Annotated in this window: 22 protein-coding genes and 2 pseudogenes; 13 read left to right on the forward strand and 11 right to left on the reverse strand. The window is 70.0% G+C overall.

The window, feature by feature from the left end; all coding sequences use genetic code 11:
* The first annotated feature begins 60 nt into the window (after window positions 1-60).
* Genes ribA through ACSMTC_RS35600 form a run of 6 tightly spaced genes read left to right on the forward strand, consistent with a single transcriptional unit; the run spans window position 61 to window position 5,332 of the window.
* Entirely contained in the window at window positions 61-711 is a 651-nt protein-coding gene (ribA, locus tag ACSMTC_RS35575) for a GTP cyclohydrolase II (RefSeq protein ID WP_436563861.1), read from the forward strand.
* A 37-nt stretch (window positions 712-748) separates the two neighbouring features.
* Entirely contained in the window at window positions 749-904 is a 156-nt protein-coding gene (locus ACSMTC_RS35580; RefSeq protein WP_436563862.1) for a hypothetical protein, read from the forward strand.
* A 38-nt stretch (window positions 905-942) separates the two neighbouring features.
* A complete protein-coding gene (gene ribD / locus ACSMTC_RS35585; protein ID WP_436564902.1) occupies window positions 943-2,016 on the forward strand; it encodes a bifunctional diaminohydroxyphosphoribosylaminopyrimidine deaminase/5-amino-6-(5-phosphoribosylamino)uracil reductase RibD in 1,074 nt (357 codons plus the stop codon).
* A 45-nt stretch (window positions 2,017-2,061) separates the two neighbouring features.
* Window positions 2,062-3,339 (forward strand): ATP-grasp domain-containing protein, encoded by a 1,278-nt coding sequence (locus ACSMTC_RS35590; RefSeq protein ID WP_436563863.1) that lies wholly within the window; start codon window positions 2,062-2,064, stop codon window positions 3,337-3,339.
* Window positions 3,336-4,058 (forward strand): histidine phosphatase family protein, encoded by a 723-nt coding sequence (locus ACSMTC_RS35595; protein ID WP_436563864.1) that lies wholly within the window; start codon window positions 3,336-3,338, stop codon window positions 4,056-4,058. Before ACSMTC_RS35590 ends, ACSMTC_RS35595 begins: the two co-directional genes overlap by 4 nt.
* Window positions 4,055-5,332, forward strand: coding sequence for an MFS transporter (locus tag ACSMTC_RS35600; protein WP_436563865.1), 1,278 nt, complete (start codon window positions 4,055-4,057; stop codon window positions 5,330-5,332). Before ACSMTC_RS35595 ends, ACSMTC_RS35600 begins: the two co-directional genes overlap by 4 nt.
* 65 nt (window positions 5,333-5,397) lie before the next feature.
* Here the strand turns inward: ACSMTC_RS35600 and ACSMTC_RS35605 are convergent, their stop codons facing one another.
* Entirely contained in the window at window positions 5,398-6,078 is a 681-nt protein-coding gene (locus ACSMTC_RS35605; RefSeq protein ID WP_436563866.1) for an HAD family hydrolase, read from the reverse strand.
* A 112-nt stretch (window positions 6,079-6,190) separates the two neighbouring features.
* Here ACSMTC_RS35605 and ACSMTC_RS35610 point away from each other — a divergent pair, with 112 nt between their 5' ends.
* On the forward strand, window positions 6,191-7,255 hold the full coding sequence (locus ACSMTC_RS35610) for an SDR family oxidoreductase (protein ID WP_436563867.1): 1,065 nt from the start codon (window positions 6,191-6,193) through the stop codon (window positions 7,253-7,255).
* Window positions 7,256-7,411: 156 nt separating this feature from the next.
* Here ACSMTC_RS35610 and ACSMTC_RS35615 read toward each other — a convergent pair whose 3' ends face one another.
* Together ACSMTC_RS35615 and ACSMTC_RS35620 are read right to left on the reverse strand one after the other, a co-directional pair.
* A complete protein-coding gene (locus tag ACSMTC_RS35615) occupies window positions 7,412-8,452 on the reverse strand; it encodes a LacI family DNA-binding transcriptional regulator (protein ID WP_436563868.1) in 1,041 nt (346 codons plus the stop codon).
* 152 nt (window positions 8,453-8,604) lie between these two features.
* Window positions 8,605-8,757: pseudogene (locus ACSMTC_RS35620) on the reverse strand (IS982 family transposase); the annotation flags it as partial.
* A 104-nt stretch (window positions 8,758-8,861) separates the two neighbouring features.
* Here ACSMTC_RS35620 and ACSMTC_RS35625 point away from each other — a divergent pair.
* Window positions 8,862-9,641 (forward strand): SDR family NAD(P)-dependent oxidoreductase, encoded by a 780-nt coding sequence (locus ACSMTC_RS35625; RefSeq protein ID WP_436563869.1) that lies wholly within the window; start codon window positions 8,862-8,864, stop codon window positions 9,639-9,641.
* Between the two features lie 188 nt (window positions 9,642-9,829).
* Here ACSMTC_RS35625 and ACSMTC_RS35630 read toward each other — a convergent pair whose 3' ends face one another.
* Together ACSMTC_RS35630 and ACSMTC_RS35635 are read right to left on the reverse strand one after the other, a co-directional pair.
* Entirely contained in the window at window positions 9,830-10,999 is a 1,170-nt protein-coding gene (locus tag ACSMTC_RS35630; protein ID WP_436563870.1) for an IS630 family transposase, read from the reverse strand.
* A 100-nt stretch (window positions 11,000-11,099) separates the two neighbouring features.
* Window positions 11,100-12,668 carry an MFS transporter gene (locus tag ACSMTC_RS35635; protein WP_436563871.1) on the reverse strand — a complete coding sequence of 523 codons (1,569 nt, stop codon included), beginning with the start codon at window positions 12,666-12,668 and terminating at the stop codon, window positions 11,100-11,102.
* Window positions 12,669-12,796: 128 nt separating this feature from the next.
* On the opposite strand from ACSMTC_RS35635, the gene ACSMTC_RS35640 reads away from it, so the two are divergent.
* The 3 genes and pseudogenes from ACSMTC_RS35640 to ACSMTC_RS35650 form a co-directional block, all read left to right on the forward strand.
* Window positions 12,797-13,189, forward strand: a complete 393-nt coding sequence (locus tag ACSMTC_RS35640; protein ID WP_436563872.1) for a MarR family winged helix-turn-helix transcriptional regulator — start codon at window positions 12,797-12,799, stop codon at window positions 13,187-13,189.
* 343 nt (window positions 13,190-13,532) lie between these two features.
* Entirely contained in the window at window positions 13,533-14,075 is a 543-nt protein-coding gene (locus tag ACSMTC_RS35645; RefSeq protein WP_436563873.1) for a GNAT family N-acetyltransferase, read from the forward strand.
* Window positions 14,076-14,619: 544 nt separating this feature from the next.
* Window positions 14,620-14,745 (forward strand): annotated as a pseudogene (locus tag ACSMTC_RS35650) (IS982 family transposase); the annotation flags it as partial.
* A 111-nt stretch (window positions 14,746-14,856) separates the two neighbouring features.
* Here ACSMTC_RS35650 and ACSMTC_RS35655 read toward each other — a convergent pair.
* Complete coding sequence (locus ACSMTC_RS35655) at window positions 14,857-15,297, reverse strand: nuclear transport factor 2 family protein (protein ID WP_436563874.1); 441 nt, start codon at window positions 15,295-15,297, stop codon at window positions 14,857-14,859.
* 118 nt (window positions 15,298-15,415) lie between these two features.
* Between ACSMTC_RS35655 and ACSMTC_RS35660 the strand changes: the two genes are divergently transcribed.
* The gene (locus ACSMTC_RS35660) at window positions 15,416-15,988 is read left to right on the forward strand and encodes a TetR/AcrR family transcriptional regulator (RefSeq protein ID WP_436563875.1); all 573 of its coding nucleotides are present in this window, start codon (window positions 15,416-15,418) and stop codon (window positions 15,986-15,988) included.
* A gap of 198 nt (window positions 15,989-16,186) precedes the next feature.
* Here the strand turns inward: ACSMTC_RS35660 and ACSMTC_RS35665 are convergent, their stop codons facing one another.
* Both ACSMTC_RS35665 and ACSMTC_RS35670 read right to left on the reverse strand, forming a co-directional pair.
* On the reverse strand, window positions 16,187-16,978 hold the full coding sequence (locus ACSMTC_RS35665; protein WP_436563876.1) for a hypothetical protein: 792 nt from the start codon (window positions 16,976-16,978) through the stop codon (window positions 16,187-16,189).
* Between the two features lie 490 nt (window positions 16,979-17,468).
* Window positions 17,469-19,463 (reverse strand): heavy metal translocating P-type ATPase, encoded by a 1,995-nt coding sequence (locus ACSMTC_RS35670; protein ID WP_436563877.1) that lies wholly within the window; start codon window positions 19,461-19,463, stop codon window positions 17,469-17,471.
* Between the two features lie 98 nt (window positions 19,464-19,561).
* Here ACSMTC_RS35670 and ACSMTC_RS35675 point away from each other — a divergent pair, with 98 nt between their 5' ends.
* Entirely contained in the window at window positions 19,562-19,972 is a 411-nt protein-coding gene (locus ACSMTC_RS35675; protein WP_436563878.1) for an ArsR/SmtB family transcription factor, read from the forward strand.
* Between the two features lie 107 nt (window positions 19,973-20,079).
* Here the strand turns inward: ACSMTC_RS35675 and ACSMTC_RS35680 are convergent, their stop codons facing one another.
* From ACSMTC_RS35680 to ACSMTC_RS35690, 3 genes are all read right to left on the reverse strand, one after another.
* Complete coding sequence (locus ACSMTC_RS35680) at window positions 20,080-20,685, reverse strand: cadmium resistance transporter (protein ID WP_436563879.1); 606 nt, start codon at window positions 20,683-20,685, stop codon at window positions 20,080-20,082.
* A 193-nt stretch (window positions 20,686-20,878) separates the two neighbouring features.
* Window positions 20,879-21,067, reverse strand: coding sequence for a hypothetical protein (locus tag ACSMTC_RS35685; protein ID WP_436563880.1), 189 nt, complete (start codon window positions 21,065-21,067; stop codon window positions 20,879-20,881).
* Window positions 21,068-21,336: 269 nt separating this feature from the next.
* A complete protein-coding gene (locus ACSMTC_RS35690) occupies window positions 21,337-22,203 on the reverse strand; it encodes a universal stress protein (protein ID WP_436563881.1) in 867 nt (288 codons plus the stop codon).
* Window positions 22,204-22,329 lie beyond the last annotated feature (126 nt).

Raw genomic sequence — 22,329 nt, forward strand, 5'->3', positions numbered from 1 at the left:
CGGCGCAATCACCACCACCACCACTGACAACCCGCCCTTACCGAGAAGGCTGGCACCACCATGGCCGTCTACATCCGCAATGACACGACTGAAGCACGATGCACCGTGCGGGCACGTGTGCACGTCCCGCTCAAGACGCCGCTCGGCGAGTGGCTCGAAGCCGACGTGTTCAGCTTCGCCGGGCTGGGCGACGACGGCGAACACGTCGCGATAGGGCTCGGCGACTACCGCGGCAACCCCGAGCCGTTGGTGCGAATCCACTCCGAGTGCCTGACCGGCGATGTGCTCGGCTCCGCCCGTTGTGACTGCGGCCCACAGCTGGGCGAGGCGCTTCGCGAGATCGACAAGGCCGGCGGCTATCTGCTCTACCTGCGCCAGGAAGGGCGCGGAATCGGCCTCTACAACAAGATCGATGCCTACGTCCTGCAGGACGCGGGCTTGAACACCTACGAGGCCAACGAGCGTCTCGACCTTCAGGCGGACTCGCGCGACTATCGGGTCGCCGCGGACATGCTCCAGGCGTTGGACGCCGCCCGGGTACGGCTGCTGACCAACAATCCGGAGAAGGTCCGCCAGCTCCGCGACTACGGAGTCGACGTCCTCGAGCGCGTCCCCACGGGGGTCCACATCACCCCCTACAACCGCCACTACCTCGAGACCAAGGCGCAGGTGACCAACCACGCGATCGAGATGCCCCGGTATGTCGAGTGAACAATCCGCCCCGCAGCCAGAAAGGTCCCCCGTGCCCATGCGAGCACTGCTTGTCAACGGAAGTCCCAACCGCCCCTCCGTCACCGCTGCGATGGCAGCGGTGACGGGCGCGGCCATGCGCGCGGCCGGAGCTCAGCAGGCGGCCGAGCTGACCAGGTGCGTGCGCATGCTGCGTGTCGAGGTCTCCTCGTGACGATCGTCCCGCGGGTGTCGGCAGAGGAACGGCGCGCCATGCGGCGGGCGGTGGAACTGGCCGGGAGCAATCTGGGGGCGACCACGCCCAACCCCACAGTGGGCTGCGTCATCCTCGACCGAAGCGGTGTGCCGGTGGCGGAAGGACGGCACGAGTTCGCCGGCGGTCCGCACGCCGAGGCCGTCGCGCTGCGGCGGGCCGGGAGCAGCGCGTTCGGCGGGACCGCCGTGGTGACGCTGGAACCGTGTGCACACGTCGGCCGGACCGGCCCGTGCGCCCATGCTCTACGTGCGGCCGGAATCCGCCGAGTCGTGTACGCGGTCGCGGACCCGACCCCGATCGCCTCGGGTGGCGCGGACTACCTGCGCGCGGCGGGACTCTCCGTAGTCGGCGGCGTACTGGAGACGAAGGCGCGGCGCGCGAACCGCTTCTGGTTGCACGCAGTCGCCAAGCAACGCCCCTATCTGACATGGAAGTTCGGCGGCACCCTGGACGGCCGCGCCGCCGCGGTGGACGGCACCTCGCGTTGGATCACGGGAGTGGAGGCCCGTCGGGACGCACACGAGCTGCGGGCCGTCCACGATGCGGTGCTTGTCGGATCGGGCACCGTGCGTGCGGACGATCCGCACCTGGGGCTGCGGCACGGGGTACGGGGGACGCCCCCGGCCCGAGTCGTTCTCGCCGGCTCCGCGGCGGACCTGCCGGCCGATGCCCGGATCTGGGATGAGTCCGCTCCCACCCTGCTCCTCTTGACGGACGCCGCCTCCGCTGCCCATCTTCCCGAGCGGGTGCACCGCATCGCGGTTCCCGCAACGGCGGAGAGTGGTGCGGACGTCTCCCGCGCTCTGGAGGAGTTGTACGCCCGTGGCATCCACTCGGTCCTGGTGGAAGGCGGGCCGAGGATCGCCGCGGCACTGCTCCGCGCCGGGCTCGTGGACGAGATCGTCGGCTATGTGGCACCGCTCCTGCTCGGGGCCGGCCCGAGCGTGCTGGCCGACGCGGGCATCGCCACCCTGGCGGACGGCGTCCGTCTCGATGTCCTGGAGACCAAACCGATGGGCCAGGACCTGCGCATCACCGCACTTCCCGGGAGAGCCGCACCGAGCCAGTGAGAACCGGCTGGGACATCCCGATCTCGACCACTGGAGACAACCCCCATGGCAGTAAAACGACTTCTCGTCCTCGGTGCCGGCGACGGCCACCAGTCCGCCTTCGCGACCTGGATTCGCGACGGCCTGCAGCTCACCCTCGCCGACGGCTTCTCCAAGCCGCGGTACGAGTTCCTGTGTGACCGCTTCCTGGCCGTAGATGTCCGCCGAGCGCACCCGGGGCATCCGCAGTTCGACTCCGAACTCGCTGATTTTCTGGTGCGGTCGGCCAAGGAGCACGACGGCGTGGTCACACTCTCCGAGGAGTGCGCGGCGGTGGCCCCGCTGATCGCCGAGCGAGCCGGCCTGCCGCACGCGGGCAGCAGGGCCTCGACCCTCGCCCGCGACAAGTACCTTCAGCGGTTGTCACTCCAGAAGGCGGGACTGCCCGTCCCCCGCAACGCCGAAGTCACCTCACTCGATGCGCTGTTGGCCTTCCAGGCGACGTCCGCCGGGCCGCTCGTGGTCAAACCGGTGGACAGCGGCGGAAGCGCTTCGGTGCGGATCGTGCGCACTGCCGAGGAGGCTGCCCGGGCCTGGGAACGGGCCGTGGTCTACAGCGGCTCGGGCCGGTGCATCGCCGAGGAGTTCGTCGACGGCCCGGAGATCAGCGTCGAGACCGCCGTTCAGGGAGGCCGGGTGCAGCTCCTCGCGGTGACCCGCAAGGAGCTGGCCGGGCCGGAGTTCTTCCTGGAGCGCGGCCACGCGGTCGCGCCGAGCGACGAACTGGATGCGGTGGCACGAGCGGCGGTCCAGCAGTTGGTCGACGCCCACGGAGTGCAGGACGCCTTCCTGCACGCGGAGTACCGGATCCGCGGCGAGGAACTGGTCAACATCGAGTTCGCGGCCCGGCCGGGCGGCGGCCACATCATGGACCTGGTCCGCCGAGCCCGTGGCTGGAACCCGTACACCGTCCAGGCCCGACTCGCGCTGGGTGAGCCGGTCTTCGCGCAGGACCCGGCGGGCGGCGGGCACCGCCATGCCGCGGTGCGTTTCCTCATCGCCTCCGGCTATGTCCACCGGTTCGCCGAGACAGCCCCGCTGCTGGCCGGCCTGCCGTTGGTGGAGACCGTCTGGCAGAGCATCAGGGAGGGACGCACCATCCCCTTCCCCGAGGCCAGTTGGCACCGGGCCGGTGCCGCGCTCGGGACCGGCGACGATCAAGCCGAACTGCAGAGCCAGTTGCGGACCGCGATCAGCAGGCTCGCCGAATCCCTGGGCGTGAGCGAGATCGGGAACCGGCGGGACTCCGAGTACCCCGACACCCCTGCCGAAGCGGCGCGATGAAGGGGCGAGCGTTCGCGGCGGCCTCCCGAGCCCGGGGCTGGTCGACGGAGGAGGGGCCCGGCACGACGCTGCTCCTGCTCCGGCACGGCCAGACCGAGCTGACCCCGCGCAAGCTGTTCTCGGGATCGGGCGCCGATCCCCGACTCAGCGCCCTCGGCCGGACGGAAGGCGAAGCGGTCGCCCGTCACCTGGCCCACGGCCGCGCGGACGAGAGCGTCGACCCGGCTCACAGCGTCGACGCGATCGTCTCATCGCCGCTTCGCCGGGCGCAGGCCACCGCCGAGTACTGTGCGCGGGCGCTGAGCCGGCCGGTGACCATCGACGAGCGGCTTCGCGAGATGGACTTCGGCCTCTGGGAAGGGCTGCACCACGACGAGGTCGCCTCCGGCTGGCCGGCCGAACTGGCCGCCTGGAAGAGCGACGAGACCGCCGCTCCGCCGTCCGGCGAGAGCTTCCGTGACATGACGCGTCGAGTGACCGCCGCGCGGGACGCGATCCTTGGTCGCCACCGCGGCGGCACGGTGTTGGTCGTCAGCCATGTCGGACCCATCAAGGTCCTGGTGGGCGAGGCGCTGGGGGGCTCGGCGCAGGCGCCGTTCCGGATGGAGCTCTCCCCGGCCTCCCTCACCGTCATCCGCTATGACGGCCGGGGCACCGGTTCACTGCGGTCCTTCAACGACTGCTGCCACCTGCCCGTTCACACAAGGATCCGCCCATGACCACGCACTCCGGCGAGGCGCGCGCGGTCGCGCGCCAGTACCGGCTCGCGGACCGCCTCGGCCTCCCCGACCTGCGCGGGAACGGCCGGTTCGTCGCGGCCAATGCGATCGACAGCCTCGGCAACGGCCTGATGATGTCGTTCCCGGTGATCTTCTTCGCCCGCACCACCACGCTGTCACTGGTCTACGTCGGCGCGGCGCTCACGCTCGGCCGGATCCTGGCCATGCCCGCGCCCGCTCTCGTCGGCACGATGATCGACCGCTACGGGCCGCGGCGGGTGGTGGTCTGCGGGAACCTGATCTCGGCGCTGGGCTACGTCCTCTACCTGCTCTGCCGCTCCGAGTGGTCGATCGTGCTCGCCGTAGTGGTCGTCCAGTGCGGGGCGAGCGCCTACTGGACGTCCAGCCGCTCCTTGGTGGTCCTGGCGGCGAAAGACGGCGAGCGCACGCGCTGGTTCGCCTTCACCCGAGCCCTGCGCAATGTCGGTGCGGGTGCGGGAGCCGCCGGCGGCGCGATGGCCGTCAGCATCGGGAGCACGACCGGGCTGCGCGCGGTCGTGGTGGCGAACGCGGTGAGTTTCGTCCTGGCCGCCTGGCTCATCGGCAGCTGGCGCCCCACCGGAGTGTCCACACCGGGCGTGCAGGGCTCGGCGGCCGGCGGCGCGACCCCCGGCGCGCCGCGCAGGCGTGGCGGATATCTCAGCGTGCTCCGGGACTTGGCGTACCTCCGACTGGTGGCCGCCAACCTGGCGTTCGTCCTGGCCGGGCTGGTGCCCTCGGTCCTGCTCGCGGTCTACGTCACCCAGACCCTGAAGACCGGAACCTGGCTGGTCGGCCTGCTGGTCGTGATCAACACCGCGCTCGTCGCGGTGGTCCAGACGCCCGCCGGGCGGTGGACAGAGCGCTACCGGGCCAGTCGAGTCGTCATCACGGCCACGCTTCTGAACGCCGTGGCCTTCCTCGGCTTCGCCCTGCTCGCCTCGCTGCCGACCTGGACGGTCCCGGCTGCGGCGGTCGTGGCCATGCTGGCGTTCACCGCGGGGGAGATCCTGGGTTCCCCGCCGATCAGCGAACTCAGCGTCGACATGGCGCGGGAAGAGTTCCAGGGACGCTACCAAGCGGTCTTCCAACTCGCCTGGACGCTCGGCGGAGCGGCCGCGCCGTTGCTCTTCACCACGTTGCTCTCCGCTGGCCCGTCCTTCCCCTGGCTCTTCCTCGCGGCGGCGAGCGTCCTCGCGGTCCCGGCTGTCGCCGGTCTCGGTCGGCGCCCCTGAGCCTACGCGGGGATGGTCGATGGAGCCCACGGCCGCGGGTGGAACCTCACCTCACGCTGCTGCGGCTATCCGGGCGCGTAGCGGGCCGGGTCCGCGAGCGCGCTGCCGTCCAGGCGGGCCAGGAGCTCGGTGACGCTGGTGTGGACCTCGAGGGCTCCGGACGAGCGCAGGGCCTGTTCGCCGAAGCCGCCGGAGAGCACTGCGATGCACGGCACCTTGGCCCGGGCGGCGGCCTGCACGTCCCATGGGGTGTCGCCGACGAACAGTGCCTGGTCCGGCTCGACGCCGGCCTTGGCCAGGGCGGCGTGGACGATGTCGGGGGCGGGTTTGCTGGCGTCCACGTCGTCCGCGCTGGTTGCGGCGTCAATCACGTCGTCGGCACCCAGGGCGCGGCGCATCACTGCCAGGTCCCTGGCGGAGGCGGAGGAAGCGAGGACGATCTTCCAGCCGCGCCGTTTCAGTGCACGCAGCAGATCGGCGGCGCCGTCGAAGGCCCGCAGGTTGGGCCACAGCCGGGCGAACAGCGCCTGGTGCGCCGTGCTGATCGCCTTGTCCTCGTCGCGGTCACGCCGGTCGTCGAGCAGGTGGTCCAGGAGCTGGTCGCCGCCCATGCCGATCGCACCGTGGATCCGCGCCATCGCCGGCGTATGGCCGAACTGGGCGAGCGCCTCCGTCCACGCGATGGTGTGCCAGTAGCTGGTGTCGAGCAGAGTCCCGTCGACATCGAAAAGCGCTGCGGCCGGCATCAACCGCCTCCCTCGAATCTCGTTCGCCGGTCTTCGACGCTACGGTCCGCCCACGCCCCTCGCACGGCCGCCGCGCCCGTTTGACGCTGCCTGTCGGGGAAACGCGCACCGTATGACAGTTCACGAAATCGCCGGCAGGACAGTGGTGGTCACCGGGGCCAGCGGTGGCATCGGACGTGCCTGCGCCACCGCATTCGCCGCCCGAGGGGACCGGCTCGCGCTGATCGCCCGAGGCCGTGCCGGCCTGGACGGGGCGGTGTGCGAGGCCGAGCTGGCCGGCGCCACGAAAGTGATCGCCATCGAGACGGACGTCGCGGACCCGGGGGCAGTGGAAGCCGCCGCCCAGCAAGCGGAGGACGAGCTGGGCCCGATCGACGTGTGGGTCAACGTCGCGTTCACCTCCGTCTTCGCCCCCTTCACCGACATCACCCCGGAGGAGTTCCGGCGCGTCACCGAGGTGACCTACCTGGGCTACGTCTACGCCACCCGTGCTGCCCTGCGCCGCATGCTCCCGCGCGACCATGGCGTCCTCGTGCACGTCGGCTCAGCGATCGCGTACCGCGGCATCCCCCTGCAGAGTGCCTACAGCGGCGCCAAGCACGCCATCCAGGGCTGGCACGAGGCGCTGCGTTGCGAACTCCTGGCCTCCGGCACCCGGGTGCGTTCGACGATGGTGCAGATGCCGGCCGTGAACACCCCGCAGTTCGACTGGGTCCGCTCACGCCTGCCACGGCGTGCGCAGCCGGTGCCGCCGATCTACCAGCCCGAGGTCGCCGCGCGCGCCGTGCTGTACGCGGCCGACCACCCCGGTCGGCGAGAGTACTGGGTCGGCGCCAGCACGGTGGCGACCCTGGTGGCCAACGCGATAGCCCCCGCCCTACTGGACCGCTACCTGGCGCGCACGGGCTTCGACTCCCAGCAGACCGGCGAGAGACGGCGCACGGACGACCCGGACAATCTCTACCACCCGGTGGATTCGTGCCAGGACTTCGGGGCGCACGGTCGGTTCGACGACGAGGCGCGGGCCCGTAGCCTCCAGCAGCAGGCCGCCCACTGCCTCGGCGCCCTCGCCCACCAAGTGCGGCGGGCGGCAGGACGGGTGAGAGCGGGTATGCCCGCCCCAGCTGCCGGGTTCGTCTCACGGGTCCGGGGCGGACGCGCCCCTCACGAACAGTAGGAGTGGGTGAGGGGCAAGCGGATCGAGCTCCAATCGGAACGCCAGCTACGAGCAAATCAGGGACAGCGCGCTGGAGCGCGGCGAGATCCCGCGCCCGAAATCCTGGCGATAAGTCAGCTGACACACAAGTGAAAGGGAATCCCGACAGAGTCGAGCTCAGATGAGCGCAGGGCCGATGGGTGCGCCGCTGGAGGCGCGGGTGACAAGCCCGGGGCGCAGGCGTTGGGAGGTGGCGGGTTCGCCGGCGATGCGGTGCAGGAGTTGGCGTACAGCGGCGCGGCCGAGTTCGGCCATGGGTGAGTGGACGCTGGTCAGCGGTATGGGGAGTTCGGCGGCGAGAGGGGTGTCGTTGAAGCCGACCAGTGCGAAGTCGCTGCCGGGGCGCAGGTCGAGGTCGCGGGCGGCGCCCATGGCGCCGATGGCGGCGAGGTCGTTGACGGCGAAGAGCGCGGTGGGCCTGTCGGGAAGAGAGAGCAGGTCCATGGCCGCCTGGCGTCCGCCGACGGTGTCGAAGCGGCAGTGGCGCACCCGGTGGCCGGGCACCGGCAGACCGGCCTTCCGGTAGCGTTCCAGGAAGCCCGCCACGCGGTCCGTTCCGGTGCTGGCGAACGGCTCCCCGGCGATCACCCCGACCCGGCGGTGCCCCAGGCCCAGCAGGTGTTCGGCCGCCAGCCGCCCGCCCAGGACGTCGTCGCAGGTCACTGCGGGATGGTCCCCGTCCGTGCGGCGGTTGACCAGTACGAACGGGACACCGTGCAGCGCGGGGTCGGTCAGTGCCGCACCGTCGAGATGCGCGTCGCCGATGATCAGCCCGTCCACCCGGCGCCCCAGCACCATGGCGATCCGCTCCCGCCGTACGTCCGGATCGTCGCGGGTGTTGGTCACGAAGACCGACAGCCCGTGCTCGGCCGCTTCCTGCTCCACGCCTTCGTAGATGGTGGCCACCACGATCTCCGACAGACGCGGGAAGAGTACTCCCACCAGGTTGCTGCGCCGGGTGCGCAGACTGGTCGCGTGGGGATTGGGCTGGTAACCCAATTCCCGGGCCAGCTCCCGGATCCGTCGCGCCGTCTCCCCGGACGCCGCCCGGTCCTGCACGCCTGCCCTGCCGTTGAGGACCCGTGACACCGTCGAGACGTGCAGCCCCAGTTGCTCCGCGATCCCCTGCAGCGTGACCGGCCCGTCCACACCTGCCATACCGCCACCGCCCTTTCCGTCAGCCCCTATTGTGGCCGAGGCCGCCGCGCTCGCCGAGGCGGGCGGTCGCACGGCCGGACCGCTGTCCGTGCCCATGGCGGTCAGGCCGGTCGATGCCGGTTTGAACTCTCGGATTGACAGCGGACTTTCACGCTGGACGAGCCGAGGAGTGCCTGCGCGACCGCGGGACACACGAGTTCGGCGTCGATGAGTCGGGGCGGGCGGCCCATCCATCGCGTTCCTCCGATCTCGTCATCGACCTTCACGTACAGTGCGGTCAAGAGGGTGTTCGGGGCGGTCGTCACAAAAGGATCTTGGACACCTTCATCCCTTTGACAGCACGGAACTTCGGACTCACTCGAGACCGGTCCTGGATTCGACCGGGGCAACACGGAGGGGAGAGGCGATCGTGGGCGAACTGGACGGCAGGACCGCACTGGTAACGGGCGGCTCGCGCGGGATCGGGCGCGCGGTCGCCTTGCGGCTCGCCGCCGAGGGGGCGCTGGTCGCGGTCCACTACGGTGGCAACGACGCGGCCGCCGCGGAGACCGTGGCGCTGATCGGCAAGGCCGGCGGGCGGGCGTTCGCGGTGCAGGCCAGGTTCGGTGAGAGCGGTGCGCTGGACCGGTTGTTCGAGGGGCTCACCGCCGGGCTGGCGGACCACGGCGCGGAAGGCCTGGACATCCTCGTCAACAATGCGGGCGTCCACTCGATCAGCTCGATCGGGCAGCTCACTGAAGAGGAGTTCGAGCGGCTTCTGGCTGTCAACGTGAGCGCGCCGATCTTCGTGATCCAGCGGGCGCTGCCGTTGCTGCGGGACGGCGGACGGATCATCAACGTGGGCTCGGCGGCCACCCGGATCGCGAATCCCATGCAGATCGGCTACACCGTCACCAAGGCGGCGCTGGCTGCCCTCAGCCCGTCGCTCGCCAACGAGCTGGGTCGGCGCGGGATCACCGTGAACACGGTCGAACCCGGGGTGGTGCTGACCGACATGACCGCCGGGTGGACCGGCGCTCCCGAGGCAGTGGCCGGACTTGAGTCGGTCACGGCGCTCGGACGGATCGGCGAGCCGGGGGACATCGCAGATGTGGTGGGCTTCCTGGCGGCTCCGCAGGGCCGCTGGGTGACCGGCCAGACCATCGACGTCTCCGGCGGCACCTACCTCGGCCCGATCACGGGCGGGTGATCCGCTACCCGGGGCGGAAACCGGGACGTTGACGTCGGACTGGGCGGAGCGGAACTTCGGATCTACCCGTCCAACAGTGCCAACACCAGTGAATTCGGCGGCTGTTGGGGCTTGCGGCCGGTTGCGTTTCCGCACGTCGGAGGCTCGAGGAGCTAAGTGGTCGGCTCTCGAAGTCCTTCGGGGGTTGATCAGGCCGCCAGGGCGACGGAGGATTCTTCTTGTCGGTCGGCGAGTGTGTGTCGGTCGAGCCGGGCCAGCAGATCGTCCAGGTCGGAGGTGGTGAACTTCCACTGGAATGGCTGTGCCGTGGCGTTGTAGCGGTCCTCGAAGGCTCGGAGCCGGTCCCCGACCTGGGTGAGGTCGGTGAAGTCGTTGGGCGAGACGACCTTGCGTTGGATGACCGAGAAGTAGACCTCGACTTGGTTCAACCAGGAGGCATGGACTGGTGTGTGGACCATGACCGCGTTCGGGTGGGCGGCGGTCAGCCGGTCGGCGGCGGCCTGGCCGCGGTGGGAGGAGCCGTTGTCGACGATCCAGAACACGCGCTTGGCGCTGGCGTAGGGCTCCTGGGTCATGACCCGGGTGACCAGGTTCATGAACAGGTCGATGCCGGTGCGCGGTTCGGTGCGGCCGAACACCTGCGCGCGGTGGACGTCGTAGGCGGCCAGGTAGGCCAGCGCGCCGCCACGTTGGTAGGTGTGGTTCACCCGCATCGCGCGGGCCTGGCCGGGGGCGAGGGTGGGGTGGCAGCGGCAGCGGGCCTGGATGGAGGTCTTCTCGTCGGCGCTGATGACGTACTCATCCTCTCCCAGAACCTGGCCCTGCCAGATGCGGGCGTACAGGTCCAGCACGCGCTCGGCCTTGGCGCCGAAGTCGGGGTCCGTGATGAAGATCCAGGAGCGGTGCTGCCAGGGCTTGAGCGAGTCCTGCGCCAGCCAGCGGCGGACGGTGGAGGCCGACACGAACGTGGCGATACCGCGCTCGATGGCCTCGCGGGCCAGCTCCGGGCACGACCAGCGCGTCAGCGGCACCCCGGTCTCGGCGGGCAGCTGGCAGGCCAGGGCTTTGACCTGGGCGGTCTGCAGTGGCGTGAACGCGGGCGGGCGGCCCGAGCGCTTGCGGTCGGCCAGCCCGGCCAGTCCCTGCTCGGCGAACCGGCCCCGCCAGCAGCGGACGGTGTCCAGGTGCAGGCCCGTCTCGCGGGCGATGCGTGCGTTGGAGCGGCCCCTGGCCGCGTGCAGTACCACCTGCGCGCGGATCCGCAGGCGGTGCTCGGTCTTGTGGCCGTAGGCCATCTTCTTCAGGCGTTCGCGCTCGGCAGCGGTCGGGGCTATCGGGCGGGCAGTGGCAACGCGCAAGGCAGGCAGGCCGATCGGGAGAAGCGGATCACGACGGGCCGCAACTTGCAGGTGGGGCTTCGCCCTCTACTGCGCCGGCAGCGACCGCTACGAAGACTTCCTACTGTCCGTCGGCGGCCATGTCCGGCAGCTTTCTGAGCCTCGGGGGAACCGCAGTGGGCTTTTGGGTGGGACGCAAGGCGGTCACCAGCAGGGCTGCTCCGGAGAGTGCGATGAGCATGGTCCAGACGGCGCTGACGTGCATGGCGTGGATGAACGCGTCATCGGCGGCGTGCGCCAGGGCGGGCTGGTGGATCGTGATGGCAGCGTGCCGGGCCCCTTCCGCGGAGACCCGCGCCTGGTCTTGCACCGGGCCGGCGTACTCGTGCAGGGAGCCTTCGATCGCGTGCCGGTAGGTGATCGACATGATCGTGCCACCTACCGCGATCCCGAGCAGACTGCCGGTCTGTCGCACGGTGTTGATGACGGCCGATCCGGCGCCGGCCCGTTCCAGGGGCAGGGCGCTCATGAGTCCCCCCGTCACCGGGCCGATCACCATGCCGATCGACAGGCCCTGGGTCATGTAGGCGATCTCGTTGAAGACCAGCGGGGTGTGCAGTCCGAAGAGCATGTTGCAGCCCATGGCCAGCCCCGCCGTGGTCAGCGCCGTCGCGGTGACCACGCGGAGCGTCCAGCGGCGGGCCAGCCGGACCCCCAGCGGCGCCCCCACGATCGCCCCGAGCGCGGTCGGGGCGAACGCCAGGCCCGCCTGCAGTGGCGAGAAGCCGCGTGCGCCCTGCAGGTAGAAAGCGCCGTAGAAGCTGGCGGCGGTCATGGCGAACATCAGCAGCCCGAGCGCCACGTTGGCGAGGCCGAACACGCGCTGGGCGAGCAGCCGGGGGTCGAAGCTGGGCTGCCGGTGGCGTAGTTCGACGAGCACGAAGCCGGTCAGCAGGACCACTCCGACGGCGATCGAGCCCCAGACCGACAGCGGGTTCCAGGAGGCCACCTGCCCCGCGTGGATCAGCCCGTAGGCCAGGAAGGCGAGCCCGCTGATAGACAGCAGCAGCCCGGCCGGGTCCAGTGGACGCGGGGTGGGGCTGCGGAAGTTCGGGACCAGCGTGGCGATTCCGATCAGCGACAGCACCGCGATGGGGATGTTGACCAGAAAGATCGAGCCCCACCAGAAGTGGCCGAGGAGGACGCCGGCCAGCAGCGGGCCCGCGGCGATTCCGACGCCGGCGGACGTCGAGGAGATGCCGATCGCGGTCGCCCGGGCGGGACCGCTGAAGGTCCACATGAGGATGGCCATCTGCGCGGGCATGATCAGTGCGCTCCCCATGCCCATCGCGGCCCGAGCGGCGATCAGTTGGCCCGCGTCGCCCGCGTACGCCGCCCACACCGAGGCGCCGGCGAAGACCGCCATCCCGGTGGCGAGCACGGTCCGGTGCCCGAAGCGATCGCCCAGGGCGCCAGAGGTGAACATCAAGGTGGCGAAGACCAGGGTGTACGAGCCGGTGGCCCACTGCAGCTGGGCGGGGTTGGCGCCCAGTCCGCGGACCGGATCGGCCAGGGTCTCGAAAGCGGCGGTGAGGATGGTGTTGTCCAGCCAGATCAGCAGCGAGGACAACAGGAGTACGGCGAGGATCAACTGCTGCCTGGACTTCGGCAACGTCGGAGGCGTCGTCATGGAAACCTTCGGTACGATCGTCAAGAACCTGACGATCGGATCATGGCATAATCGTCAGGAACCTGTCGATCCCTGAGGAGAGCTGAGCATTGGATCCCCATCGGGACGCGGTCGGGTCACTGACCTTCATGGTCCGCAAGGTCTGGCTGAACATGCGGTCTGCAATTGCCGCAGAGCTCAAGGCATTTGGGCTGTCGACCTCGCAGTACGCCACCCTGCTCATGGCCGAGACACAGCCCGGGCTGTCGGCCTCGGACGTCGCCCGGGAGGTGGCAAGCTCCCGGCAAGCCGCCAACGAGATGCTCGGCAGTCTCGAACTGGAGGGCCTGATCGAACGGCGCCCGAATCCGACCGATCGGCGCAGTCACCAGATCCATGTCACCGAGTCCGGGCGGGCACGCCTGGCCGAAGCTCGCATCGCCGTCGACCGCCGTGAAGCCGAACTGGAAGCTGCGTTCACACCGGAGCAGCGAGGCGCGATCCGCGACTGGCTCGAAGGCATCTCCGAAGCCTGCCGCTGAGTGAAGCCCGCACGGCCGCATGCCATGCGTTCCGGCGCCTGTTGTCGGGGGCTGACTCAGAGTCAACCCCCGAAGGACTTCCGGAGCCGACCACTAAGACCGACCGGCAATAGGGCCCGCGGCGTCGCGTGCCGATAGCTCTCGCCTGGACGCACATCCCTCGTCGCGCGCAGCGCCGCTGCGCTCTCCTCACGCTGCACGCCCAGACTCGGCTCTCGACCCGCTCCTTCACCCACGCTCCCTATTGCCGGTCGGTCTAAGTCACTGGCATAGCGTCCAGGGCGTGTATCGAGAGTGCCTGGTGAGGATGGCGGAGAGCCCATTTGTGATCCAGAATGATCGGATGGTCACGCTTGAGACTCCCCGTTTGATCCTGCGTCGCTGGCGCGAGGAAGACGTCGCGCCCATGGCCGCCGTCAATGCCGACCCCGAGGTCATGCGGTGGATCCGTGACGGCAGCGTCCGTGACGAACAGCAGACTCGCGACGGGGTCCAGGCATGGGAGAGCGAATGGGAGTCACAGGGCTTCGGTCTGTTCGCCGTGGAGATCCGGTCCACTGGCGAGCTGGCCGGGTTTACCGGCCTTTCGGTGCCCCACTTCCTGCCGGAGGTACTGCCGGCGGTTGAGGTCGGCTGGCGGCTGGGACGTTCTCACTGGGGGCAGGGCTTGGCTACCGAGGCCGCTGTGGCCGCTGTACGGTTCGGGTTCGAAGAGCGAGGGCTGGAGCGGATCGTCAGCATCGCTCAGGTGGGCAACGACGCCTCCGAACGGATCATGACCAAGCTGGGGATGCATCTGCTCCGTGAGACCGTCAATCCCACCGGCGGTCGGCGAGTACGGGTGTTCGAGTTGTCGTCGGACCAGTACGTCACAACCACTCGTTGATGGCGGCGACGAGGACGGTAGCCTCGTAGCGGACCGAGATTCTGTCGTACCTGGTGGCCACGGCTCGATGGCTCTTGAGGCGATTGATGCCGCACTCGACCGCGTGCCGGGCCCTGTAGTCCTCTGGGCCGAACTTCGGTGGCCGGCCACCGCCGGACCCGCGCTTCCTGCGGTAGCGGATCTGGTCGGCCTTGTCCGGAACGGTGCAGCGGATACCGCGACGCCGCAGGTAAGCGTGGTTCTTGCGGGACGCGCACCCGCGAGGACCCGCAACACCAGGACGCGGTCGTTCTGCTCTCGGTAGGCGAACCGGACGATCTCGTGCGTCACGCCCCCCAGGGCCGCAGCCCCGGTTGCCCCCCCGCGCGAGCAGACCTACCGCCACCGCCCGGTCCGTGACCGCACGCGGCGGCCCAATCGTTTGCTCAACGAATCCGGCACTGCCGACGGGCCGCTCCCACTGGATAAATGATTCCAAGGGCTGGCTGCGGACGTGGGACGAGGGAGGCCAAGGTCAGGATGTGACGCCAGACTTGGACTCCCGCGCGACCGCACTCCTGGTGGGGTGATGGTCCGTGTGCTCCAGCGGATCCTCGCGATGACCGCCGCCATCTGGCGCAACCGCCGCACCGGCCAGCCCGTCATGCGCTCACTGAACGCCTACGACTGACTGCGAGGCTGATCGTCGGCGCATCACGGGGGCGGAGACCGAGTCCCGCTGTCGGCGAATGCGCCGCGGTCGAGCATCGGAGAACTCGCGACCTGCGGCGCCGCACTCGCGTTACTCGCCGTCCAGTGCTGCCACCAGCTGCGGCAGGGCGCCGCTGGCCGCAATGAGGGCCAAGTGGTCGTGGAAGTCCCTGCTGTGGACGATCACGCCGTCGCGGACCCTCAGTACCTGGATGTTGGCGGACTCGAAGGTCTTCCCAGTCGGCCGGTGGTGCACCTGGTAGTCCCATTCGGCGACGATCAGCTCTGGGTCGTCGGTCTCCCGGATCACCACGTTCGCCGGGGTCAGCTCCACCGGACTGGCTGCGGCGACCTGCGCGAACCGCTCCTTGAGTGCGGCCCGCCCCTCGGTGCGGCGCGGGCCGACCGGTTCGAAGACGGTCTCCACCACGGCGTCATCGGCGTAGAGCCCGGCCAGTTCGGAGTATCGGCCTGCGGCGATGTTGTCGAGCAGCTTGGTGAAGACCTCGCGTGGCGTCAGCGTTTCGGGCATGGTCAGCCTCCGTCGGAATCCGTCGCTAGAATCGGACTAGCGAGTCCGCTTTGACGATAAGGACTGGACACTCCGCTTGTCCAGCAGGGCTCTGCGGAGGCGAGGAAGGTTGTAGGGGATGAGTGGTGCCAAGGAGCGCCCGCTGCGGGCGGACGCGGCCCGTAACCGCGCCAGGCTGCTGGACGTCGCCACGGAGGTGTTCACTGCCCATGGCGTGGGTGTGCCGACCGAGGAGATCGCCCGGACCGCAGGGGTCGGAGTCGGCACACTCTTCCGGCACTTCCCGACCAAGGAAGCGCTGCTGGAAGCCGTGATGGTGCGCAGGCTGGAGGCGATCGCAGCCCAGACCGCCCGTCTGGCCGCCGAAATGGAGCCCGCCGACGCCTTCTTTGCCTGCTTCCGCCTGGTTGTCGAAGAGTCCGCAGGCAAGAACGAGTTCGCCCAGGCACTCGCCGCAGCGGGCATGGACGCGCATGCGGCCCTACGGGAGTCCAGCGAGGTGATCCAGGCCCAGCTTGCCGCACTTCTGGACGCGGCACAGCGGGCCGGAGCCGTCCGCCCGGACCTCAGCCTGCCGGAACTGATCGCCCTGCTGGCCGGCACCAGCATGACGATGGAACACCTCGGAGCAGACCCGGCGTCCCGGCAACGGATCTTCAATGTGGTCTTCGACGGACTCCGACCGCACTGACTGACCACGTGCCGCGTTCGCCGTGCCCTTGCTGAAGGGAATGAGGGCCAGACGGTCAATGAGGGCGCTGGACTCAGGCGACTGACCCCTTGGAATCGATCGTCCTAGCCCTGTCGAGGACCGCGGTGATCGAGGGGCCCGGCGGAAATCCGGGCCGATCACTGCACTGGCAGCTCGACGCGGACCAGGCCTCGTCACTCAGGCTTCCCTGGCGGGGCGCGCCACCGAGTGGGTCTGTTCGATGAGGCGGAGTACCGCGCGGGCGTTGGCGACCTCGACGGGTACCGGGTGCCGGAGGGTGCGGGCATGGATCAGGAGGGAGCTGTGTGCGGGTTGGGTGACGGCGGTCAGTTCCGTCCAGGCGACCATCGTGCGATGCCCGGCGGAGTCGGTGACAACGAGGCCGTCCTGGGTGAGCGTCAGTTCCCCGCCCGGCAGTTCGGCGAGGCCGCGGGTGCGCAGGCTTTCCCGGAGTCGGGCTTCGACGGCCGGTTCGATCTGGGCGTCGATCGACTCGATCAGGGAGCGGTGGCGCCGTACATGCAGCAGTTCCACCGGTACGTCCATGCCTACGATCCAGATCATGCTCATCTCATGATGGACGGTCAGCCTCTCCCGGCCGCCGCTGATCCGCTCCGTGTCGTGATCGCCCACCATGTGGACCGTCCACTCGACGAAGGCCCAGGGAACCCCCACGGACCGCTTGTCGGCGGCGAGGACCAGGCCTCCGTCGTAGACCAGAACGGCTTGCAGTCCGCTGGGCACCGTCAACAGGCCGATCCCACCCAGCACCGCGAGGCCGCCGGTCAGCACACCGACGGCGGGCCACAGGTGGCCCGCGCGTACGATGAGCAACGAGGCGACCAGCAGGGAAATCCCACCCCACTTCCAGACGACGAGCGGCACGTAGCGGTGCAGCCGGTGTACCGACCTGCGCTCGCCGAGCTCGACCACGGCCGCGATCTCGTCGCACTCTGCCAACTTCAGCATGCGCTGCCTCCCCTGGGATGCGACCGTCAGTATGCTCGGCCCAAACGTTTGGCGCAATCGTTTGGGTAGGGCATGCGTACGCCGAACCGTCCTGGCGCCAGGAGGGTTGACGTTGAATCAGAGAAACCGAGAGAGCGCCATGGCAGCCGAATCGGACCGCCTCGTCGAACGGGCGGATGCCCGCAAGCGCCGGTCGGCGACGAGTTGACGGGGTTGTTTGGATCAGGAGACCGTGCTGCCCAAGCGCCGTTCCCGCCGCTGCCCGCTTCGATGGATCAAGACCTGACACCCACGAATGACATGCCGTCAGGAAAGTCTCCATCGGGCCGGGATGCCCGACCAGCCATCCGTGATCATCAAGATTCACAGGTCCACGCGGGCGCGGTCAGAGTCATCTTGGGGGAGTCGTAGCGCCAGCCCCGCCAGACCGTGATGGTGCAGCGGGGCGTCGCTCGCTTCTCGGAGGTGGCGGCCTGGTGGGCGCGCTCGTTCACTTGCCGCCCTCGGCGCCGGCGCGCTTCCAGGCGGACTCGCGCAGCAGGCGAAGGCCGTTGAGGCCGACGATGACGGTGGAGCCCTCGTGTCCGAGGACACCGAGCGGTAGCGGCAGGGTCCATGCGAGGTCCCAGATGACCAGGCCGGTGATGAACACCGAGGCGATGACCAGGTTCTGGACGACGAACTGGCGGGCCCGGCGGGAGAGGGCGACGACGGTGGGGACGGTGGCGAGTTCGTCGCGCACGATCACCGCGTCGGCGGTCTCCAGTGCGAGGTCGGAGCCGGCCCGGCCCATGGCGATGCCGGTGTGGGCGGCGGCGAGGGCGGGGGCGTCGTTGACGCCGTCGCCGATCACCAGGACCTTGCGGCCACGGGCTTCCAGGCGGCGGACGGCCTCGACCTTGTCCTGGGGCAGCAGTCCCGCGTGGACCTCGTCGGTGACGATGCCGACCTCGGCGGCCAGGCGGGCGGCGGCGCGCGGGTTGTCGCCGGTGACCAGCATCGGCGCGTTGCCGGTCAGCGCGGCCAGCGCGCCGACGGTCGCGGCGGCATCCGGGCGTAGCCGGTCCGCGATGCCCAGGACTCCCACCGGCACGCCGTCGACCACGGTGAGCACGGCGGTGCGGCCGCCGTCCTCCAGCACATCCGCGATGGTGGCCGCGCCGGCGGAGACCGCGTCCTGGGCGCCGTTCAGCAGCCGGGCCGGGGCGCCGACGGCGACCGCGGCGCTGTTCACGGTGGCCCTCACGCCGATGCCGGGAGCGGAGCTGAAGCCCTCGGCGACCGGGATCTCCAGGCCGCGGGCGCGGACGGCGTCCACGACCGCGCGGGCCAGCGGGTGCTCGCTGGGGTGCTCGGCCGCCGCCGCGAGTGCCAGCAGTTCGTCCTCGTCCAGGCCGGAGCCGGCCAGTGGGCGGATGTCGGTGACGCGCGGGGTGCCCTCGGTCAGCGTGCCGGTCTTGTCCAGTGCGACCGTGTCGACCTGGCCAAGGCGCTCCATCACCACGGCGGACTTCACCAGCACACCGTGGCGTCCGGCGTTGGCGATCGCCGACAGCAGTGGCGGCATGGTGGCCAGCACCACGGCGCACGGGGAGGCGACGATCATGAAGGTCATGGCCCGCAGGAGCGAGCCGGTCAGCGCGGCGCCGAAGGCCAGCGGGACCAGGAACACCGCGAGGGTGGCGACGACCATGCCGATCGAGTAGCGCTGCTCGACCTTCTCGATGAACAACTGGGTCGGGGCCTTGGTCTCGGAGGCCTCCTCGACCATCTTCACGATCCGGGCGATCACCGAGTCGGAGGCGTCGCGCTCGACCTTGACCCGCAGTGCACCGGTGCCGTTGAGGGTGCCGGCGAAGACCTCGTCGCCGAGCTCCTTCGCGACCGGCAGCGGCTCGCCGGTGATGGTCGCCTGGTCGACCTCGCTCACCCCGTCCAGGACACGCCCGTCGGCGCCGACCCGCTCGCCGGGGCGGATCAGGATGATGTCGCCGACGGCCAGTTGCTCGGTCGCGACGCTCTCCTCGGTGCCGTCGTCCAGCAGCCGGGTGGCGGTGGTGGGGGCGAGGTCGAGCAGGCCGCGGACGGAGTCGGCGGTGCGGGCGGTGGCCAGTGCCTCCAGCGCACCGGAGGTGGCGAAGATGACGATCAGCAGCGCGCCGTCCATCACCTGCCCGATCGAGGCCGCGCCGATCGCGGCGACGATCATCAGCAGGTCGACGTCGAGGGTCTTCTCCTTGAGCGCCATGAGGCCGGCCCAGCCGGGCTCCCAGCCGCCGGTGGCGTAGGCGAGCGCGTACAGCGGGCCCCAGGCCCAGGCGCTCACGCCGGTCAGCTGCAGCACCAGTGCGAGCAGGAAGAGGACCGTGGCGGCCGCGGCCCAGCGGGCCTCGGGCAGCGAGAACACACGCGTGCGCCGCCTGGGAGCGACGGTCGGGTGCGCGGCCGCGGTGGGCGCGGGGCGCGAGATCAGGGCGGAAGACATGGCAGACGGGATCCTTCGCGCAGGGCAGGACTGACGACGTCAATCACCATACAGGAATACATGAACATCTCTTCATCTGTCGTCGGTATGATGGACGCATGGGTCATGGAGCCGTTACCGCAGCCGAGAACGCCGTCCCGCGTGCGCGCCTGGACGCGGCCAACGCCGCGAAGGTCGCCACTACGCTCCAGGCCCTGGCCACCCCTTCCCGGCTGCTGATCCTCGCCCGCCTGCGCGAAGGCCCCTGTGCCGCCACTGAGTTGGCGAACGAGGTCGGCATGGAGCAGTCCGCCTGTTCGCACCAGCTGCGACTGCTGCGCAACCTGGGGCTGGTGGTCGGTCAGCGTCGCGGCCGTTCCGTGGTCTACGCGCTGTACGACAACCACGTCGCCGAACTCCTCGACCAGGCCGTCTACCACATCGACCACCTGCGCCTGGGGATGAGTGACGCCGCCGACACCGAGGACGCCGCCGGCTTCGAAGGCACCGAGGTGGCCTCCGCGCGCTGAACCGCCGCCGGGGAAGCCGGGACGGTCAGGATCGCGTGCCGGGGCGTCCGACCGGTGCGACGCCGATCGGCCGCCCCGGCACGTTCGATCGGCGGCTGATGAACAGATCAAAGGAGCCTGGAGAGGACGCCGGAACCCACCAGGATGATCGCTCCGACGGCGATGAACACCGAGGGGACGATCCAGCACCCCCACCGCTCGATGACCGCCACGACCTGCTCGTGCGAGCCGAGCCAGGAGCCGAGCAGGCACCACAGGACCACTCCGGCGGCGAAGACCGCGACCGTGACCAGGGCCGGACCGGCACCGATGGTGCGGAACACCGGCGGATACACCGCCAGGTTGTCCGATCCGTTCGCGATGGTCAGCATCATCACCGACACCAGTCCGCTCGCCGGAGCCGCCGGGACCTCGCCTCCCGCCCGGTGTGCCCGGGCGGCTCTGGCCAGGCCCCGTACGCCCAGCGTCAGAGGAATGAACCCGAGCAGGCCGACCCAGGCCTCCGGGACGATGGCCAGCCCCAGTGCGGCGACCACCGAAATCAGCACCAGGACGGCGAAACCGGACGCCTGCCCGGCCCAGACCTGCCTGGCGCTGGGCCTCCCGGTCGCGCGGCCGGCCAGGAACAGCACCGCCAGCACGATCACGTCATCGACATTGGTCCCCGCGAACAGCCCCGCAGCCGTCACGACCGTCCTGATGGCCTCACCCACGGCGCGAAGCTACCGGGTCGCCACCCGCCGTGTCTCCGAGAAGGCTCTACCGCTGGGGCGGACGTCCGATCGCCGCCGCGGCCCGAGCACACTCAGGCACCCTCCTGGGTCCAAGTACGCCGCCCGGCTCACGGTGCGCCCTCCGCGCACCCTCCCGAAACCGATCCACAAGTCCTGGGCTGAGCACTGCTCGTCATGCCTTCTCTATGTCGTCCTCCCCGAGGAAGAGGTCAGGCCCAGAAGGATCCGAGTCGCGCTGAACCTCGTAGTGGGTACGCCCCTTGCGATCCTGTGCGACATCGACGATGGTGCCCTCTTCGGTCCGTTTCTCTTCATCGGGCCGAGGTGAGAAACGCACGTGGTCACCCTTGTTGAACGGCATGGGGAGTCCTTCCTCTGTCGTGGGCCGGCATGGCTGGCGTGCCCTTCAGAGCCCGTTGCCATCGAATCCGAACCCGTGTTTTGCGGCGATCGGTGTGGTGCGGACGGGTGACATCCGCTGTCAACTGCCCCGCACCAGAAGCGAATTCGTGGCAGAGCCGTTCACCGGAAACATCCTGAGGCTGACATCCCTGCACATCAGAGGTGCCGGCCTTCGGTCGAGTCCGGGACCGATCCGGCGCACGACGAGGCCGTCACCGACCACACCCGTCACGCTGGGGTCCGCTCGGGGCGAGGGCGTACGACGGCGATGGGGCAGGTGCCGTAGTGCAGCAGAGCGTGGCTCACTGAACCGAGGGCCAGGCCGTGGAAGCCGCCCCGGCCACGGGAGCCGACGACCGCGAGATCCGCCCGGTCGGAGGCACGGATCAGCGCGGGGGCGGCCTTGCCCCGGATCAGCTCCGTCTCGATCTCCACGTCGGGATACCGCTTGTGAAGGTCGGCCAGCTGCTCCTCCACCTCCCGCCGCTGCTCGGCCTCGACCTCCCCGGGATCGGGCTGCCGCTCCGGAGCCTCGGCCGGCACCGGCATCTGCCACGCGCGCAGTACCCGCACCTTGGAACCGCGCAGGGACGCCTCGTCGAACGCGAACTCCATCGCGCTGACGGAGTGCGGCGACCCGTCGGTCCCGACCACGACGCGGTGGTGACCGGTGGTCAGCTGGCCGACCACCACCACCGGGCCCGCCGCGTGGCCGGCGACCTGCAGACCGATGGATCCGAACAGCAGGTTTCCCAGGCCCCCCTCGCCACGTGCACCGAGAACCACGCTGTGCGCCTGCTCGGACACGGAGCAGAGGACCTCGGATGGCGAACCGGAGAGCTGCTGGCAGCCCACCTCGAGATCAGGATGGCTCTCCCTGGCCATCGCCTCGGCCTCGGACAGGATCGCCGCACCGCGCCTGCTCGCGCTCTGCCACCGGCCGGGCGGATGGAACGGGAAGTCCATCTCCCAGGACGGCAGCACATGGACGATGTAGAGGGGGCAGCCGCGCAGTGCCGCGTCGTTCGCGGCCCAGATCAGCGCGCGCAGGCTTCGTTCGGAGCCGTCGAACCCCACGATCACCGGGTCAGTCATCACTACTCCTGCCGGTCGTTCCGCCGTTGATACGAGAGCGCGGTCGTGTGGAGCGGCGCATGCCGCCCAGGTCCCGCCGAGTCCCGGCGGGCTCCTGACCCGCTGCGGCCGTCGCAGGTCCTCCGC

This window comes from Kitasatospora sp. HPM-01-4 (assembly GCF_051374625.1).
Lineage (GTDB): Bacteria > Actinomycetota > Actinomycetes > Streptomycetales > Streptomycetaceae > Kitasatospora.

Coding starts and splice junctions, on each gene's coding strand:
- ACSMTC_RS35580 (WP_436563862.1), top strand. CDS start 749: ATGCGAGCACTGCTTGTCAACGGAAGTCCCAACCGCCCCTCCGTCACC.
- ACSMTC_RS35685 (WP_436563880.1), bottom strand. CDS start 21,067: ATGCCGTTCAACAAGGGTGACCACGTGCGTTTCTCACCTCGGCCCGAT.
- ribD (WP_436564902.1), top strand. CDS start 943: ATGCGGCGGGCGGTGGAACTGGCCGGGAGCAATCTGGGGGCGACCACG.
- ACSMTC_RS35660 (WP_436563875.1), top strand. CDS start 15,416: ATGAGTGGTGCCAAGGAGCGCCCGCTGCGGGCGGACGCGGCCCGTAAC.
- ACSMTC_RS35600 (WP_436563865.1), top strand. CDS start 4,055: ATGACCACGCACTCCGGCGAGGCGCGCGCGGTCGCGCGCCAGTACCGG.
- ribA (WP_436563861.1), top strand. CDS start 61: ATGGCCGTCTACATCCGCAATGACACGACTGAAGCACGATGCACCGTG.
- ACSMTC_RS35605 (WP_436563866.1), bottom strand. CDS start 6,078: ATGCCGGCCGCAGCGCTTTTCGATGTCGACGGGACTCTGCTCGACACC.
- ACSMTC_RS35595 (WP_436563864.1), top strand. CDS start 3,336: ATGAAGGGGCGAGCGTTCGCGGCGGCCTCCCGAGCCCGGGGCTGGTCG.
- ACSMTC_RS35635 (WP_436563871.1), bottom strand. CDS start 12,668: ATGACGACGCCTCCGACGTTGCCGAAGTCCAGGCAGCAGTTGATCCTC.
- ACSMTC_RS35590 (WP_436563863.1), top strand. CDS start 2,062: ATGGCAGTAAAACGACTTCTCGTCCTCGGTGCCGGCGACGGCCACCAG.
- ACSMTC_RS35670 (WP_436563877.1), bottom strand. CDS start 19,463: ATGTCTTCCGCCCTGATCTCGCGCCCCGCGCCCACCGCGGCCGCGCAC.
- ACSMTC_RS35665 (WP_436563876.1), bottom strand. CDS start 16,978: ATGCTGAAGTTGGCAGAGTGCGACGAGATCGCGGCCGTGGTCGAGCTC.
- ACSMTC_RS35615 (WP_436563868.1), bottom strand. CDS start 8,452: ATGGCAGGTGTGGACGGGCCGGTCACGCTGCAGGGGATCGCGGAGCAA.
- ACSMTC_RS35610 (WP_436563867.1), top strand. CDS start 6,191: ATGACAGTTCACGAAATCGCCGGCAGGACAGTGGTGGTCACCGGGGCC.
- ACSMTC_RS35655 (WP_436563874.1), bottom strand. CDS start 15,297: ATGCCCGAAACGCTGACGCCACGCGAGGTCTTCACCAAGCTGCTCGAC.
- ACSMTC_RS35645 (WP_436563873.1), top strand. CDS start 13,533: ATGGTCACGCTTGAGACTCCCCGTTTGATCCTGCGTCGCTGGCGCGAG.
- ACSMTC_RS35675 (WP_436563878.1), top strand. CDS start 19,562: ATGGGTCATGGAGCCGTTACCGCAGCCGAGAACGCCGTCCCGCGTGCG.
- ACSMTC_RS35690 (WP_436563881.1), bottom strand. CDS start 22,203: ATGACTGACCCGGTGATCGTGGGGTTCGACGGCTCCGAACGAAGCCTG.
- ACSMTC_RS35640 (WP_436563872.1), top strand. CDS start 12,797: ATGGTCCGCAAGGTCTGGCTGAACATGCGGTCTGCAATTGCCGCAGAG.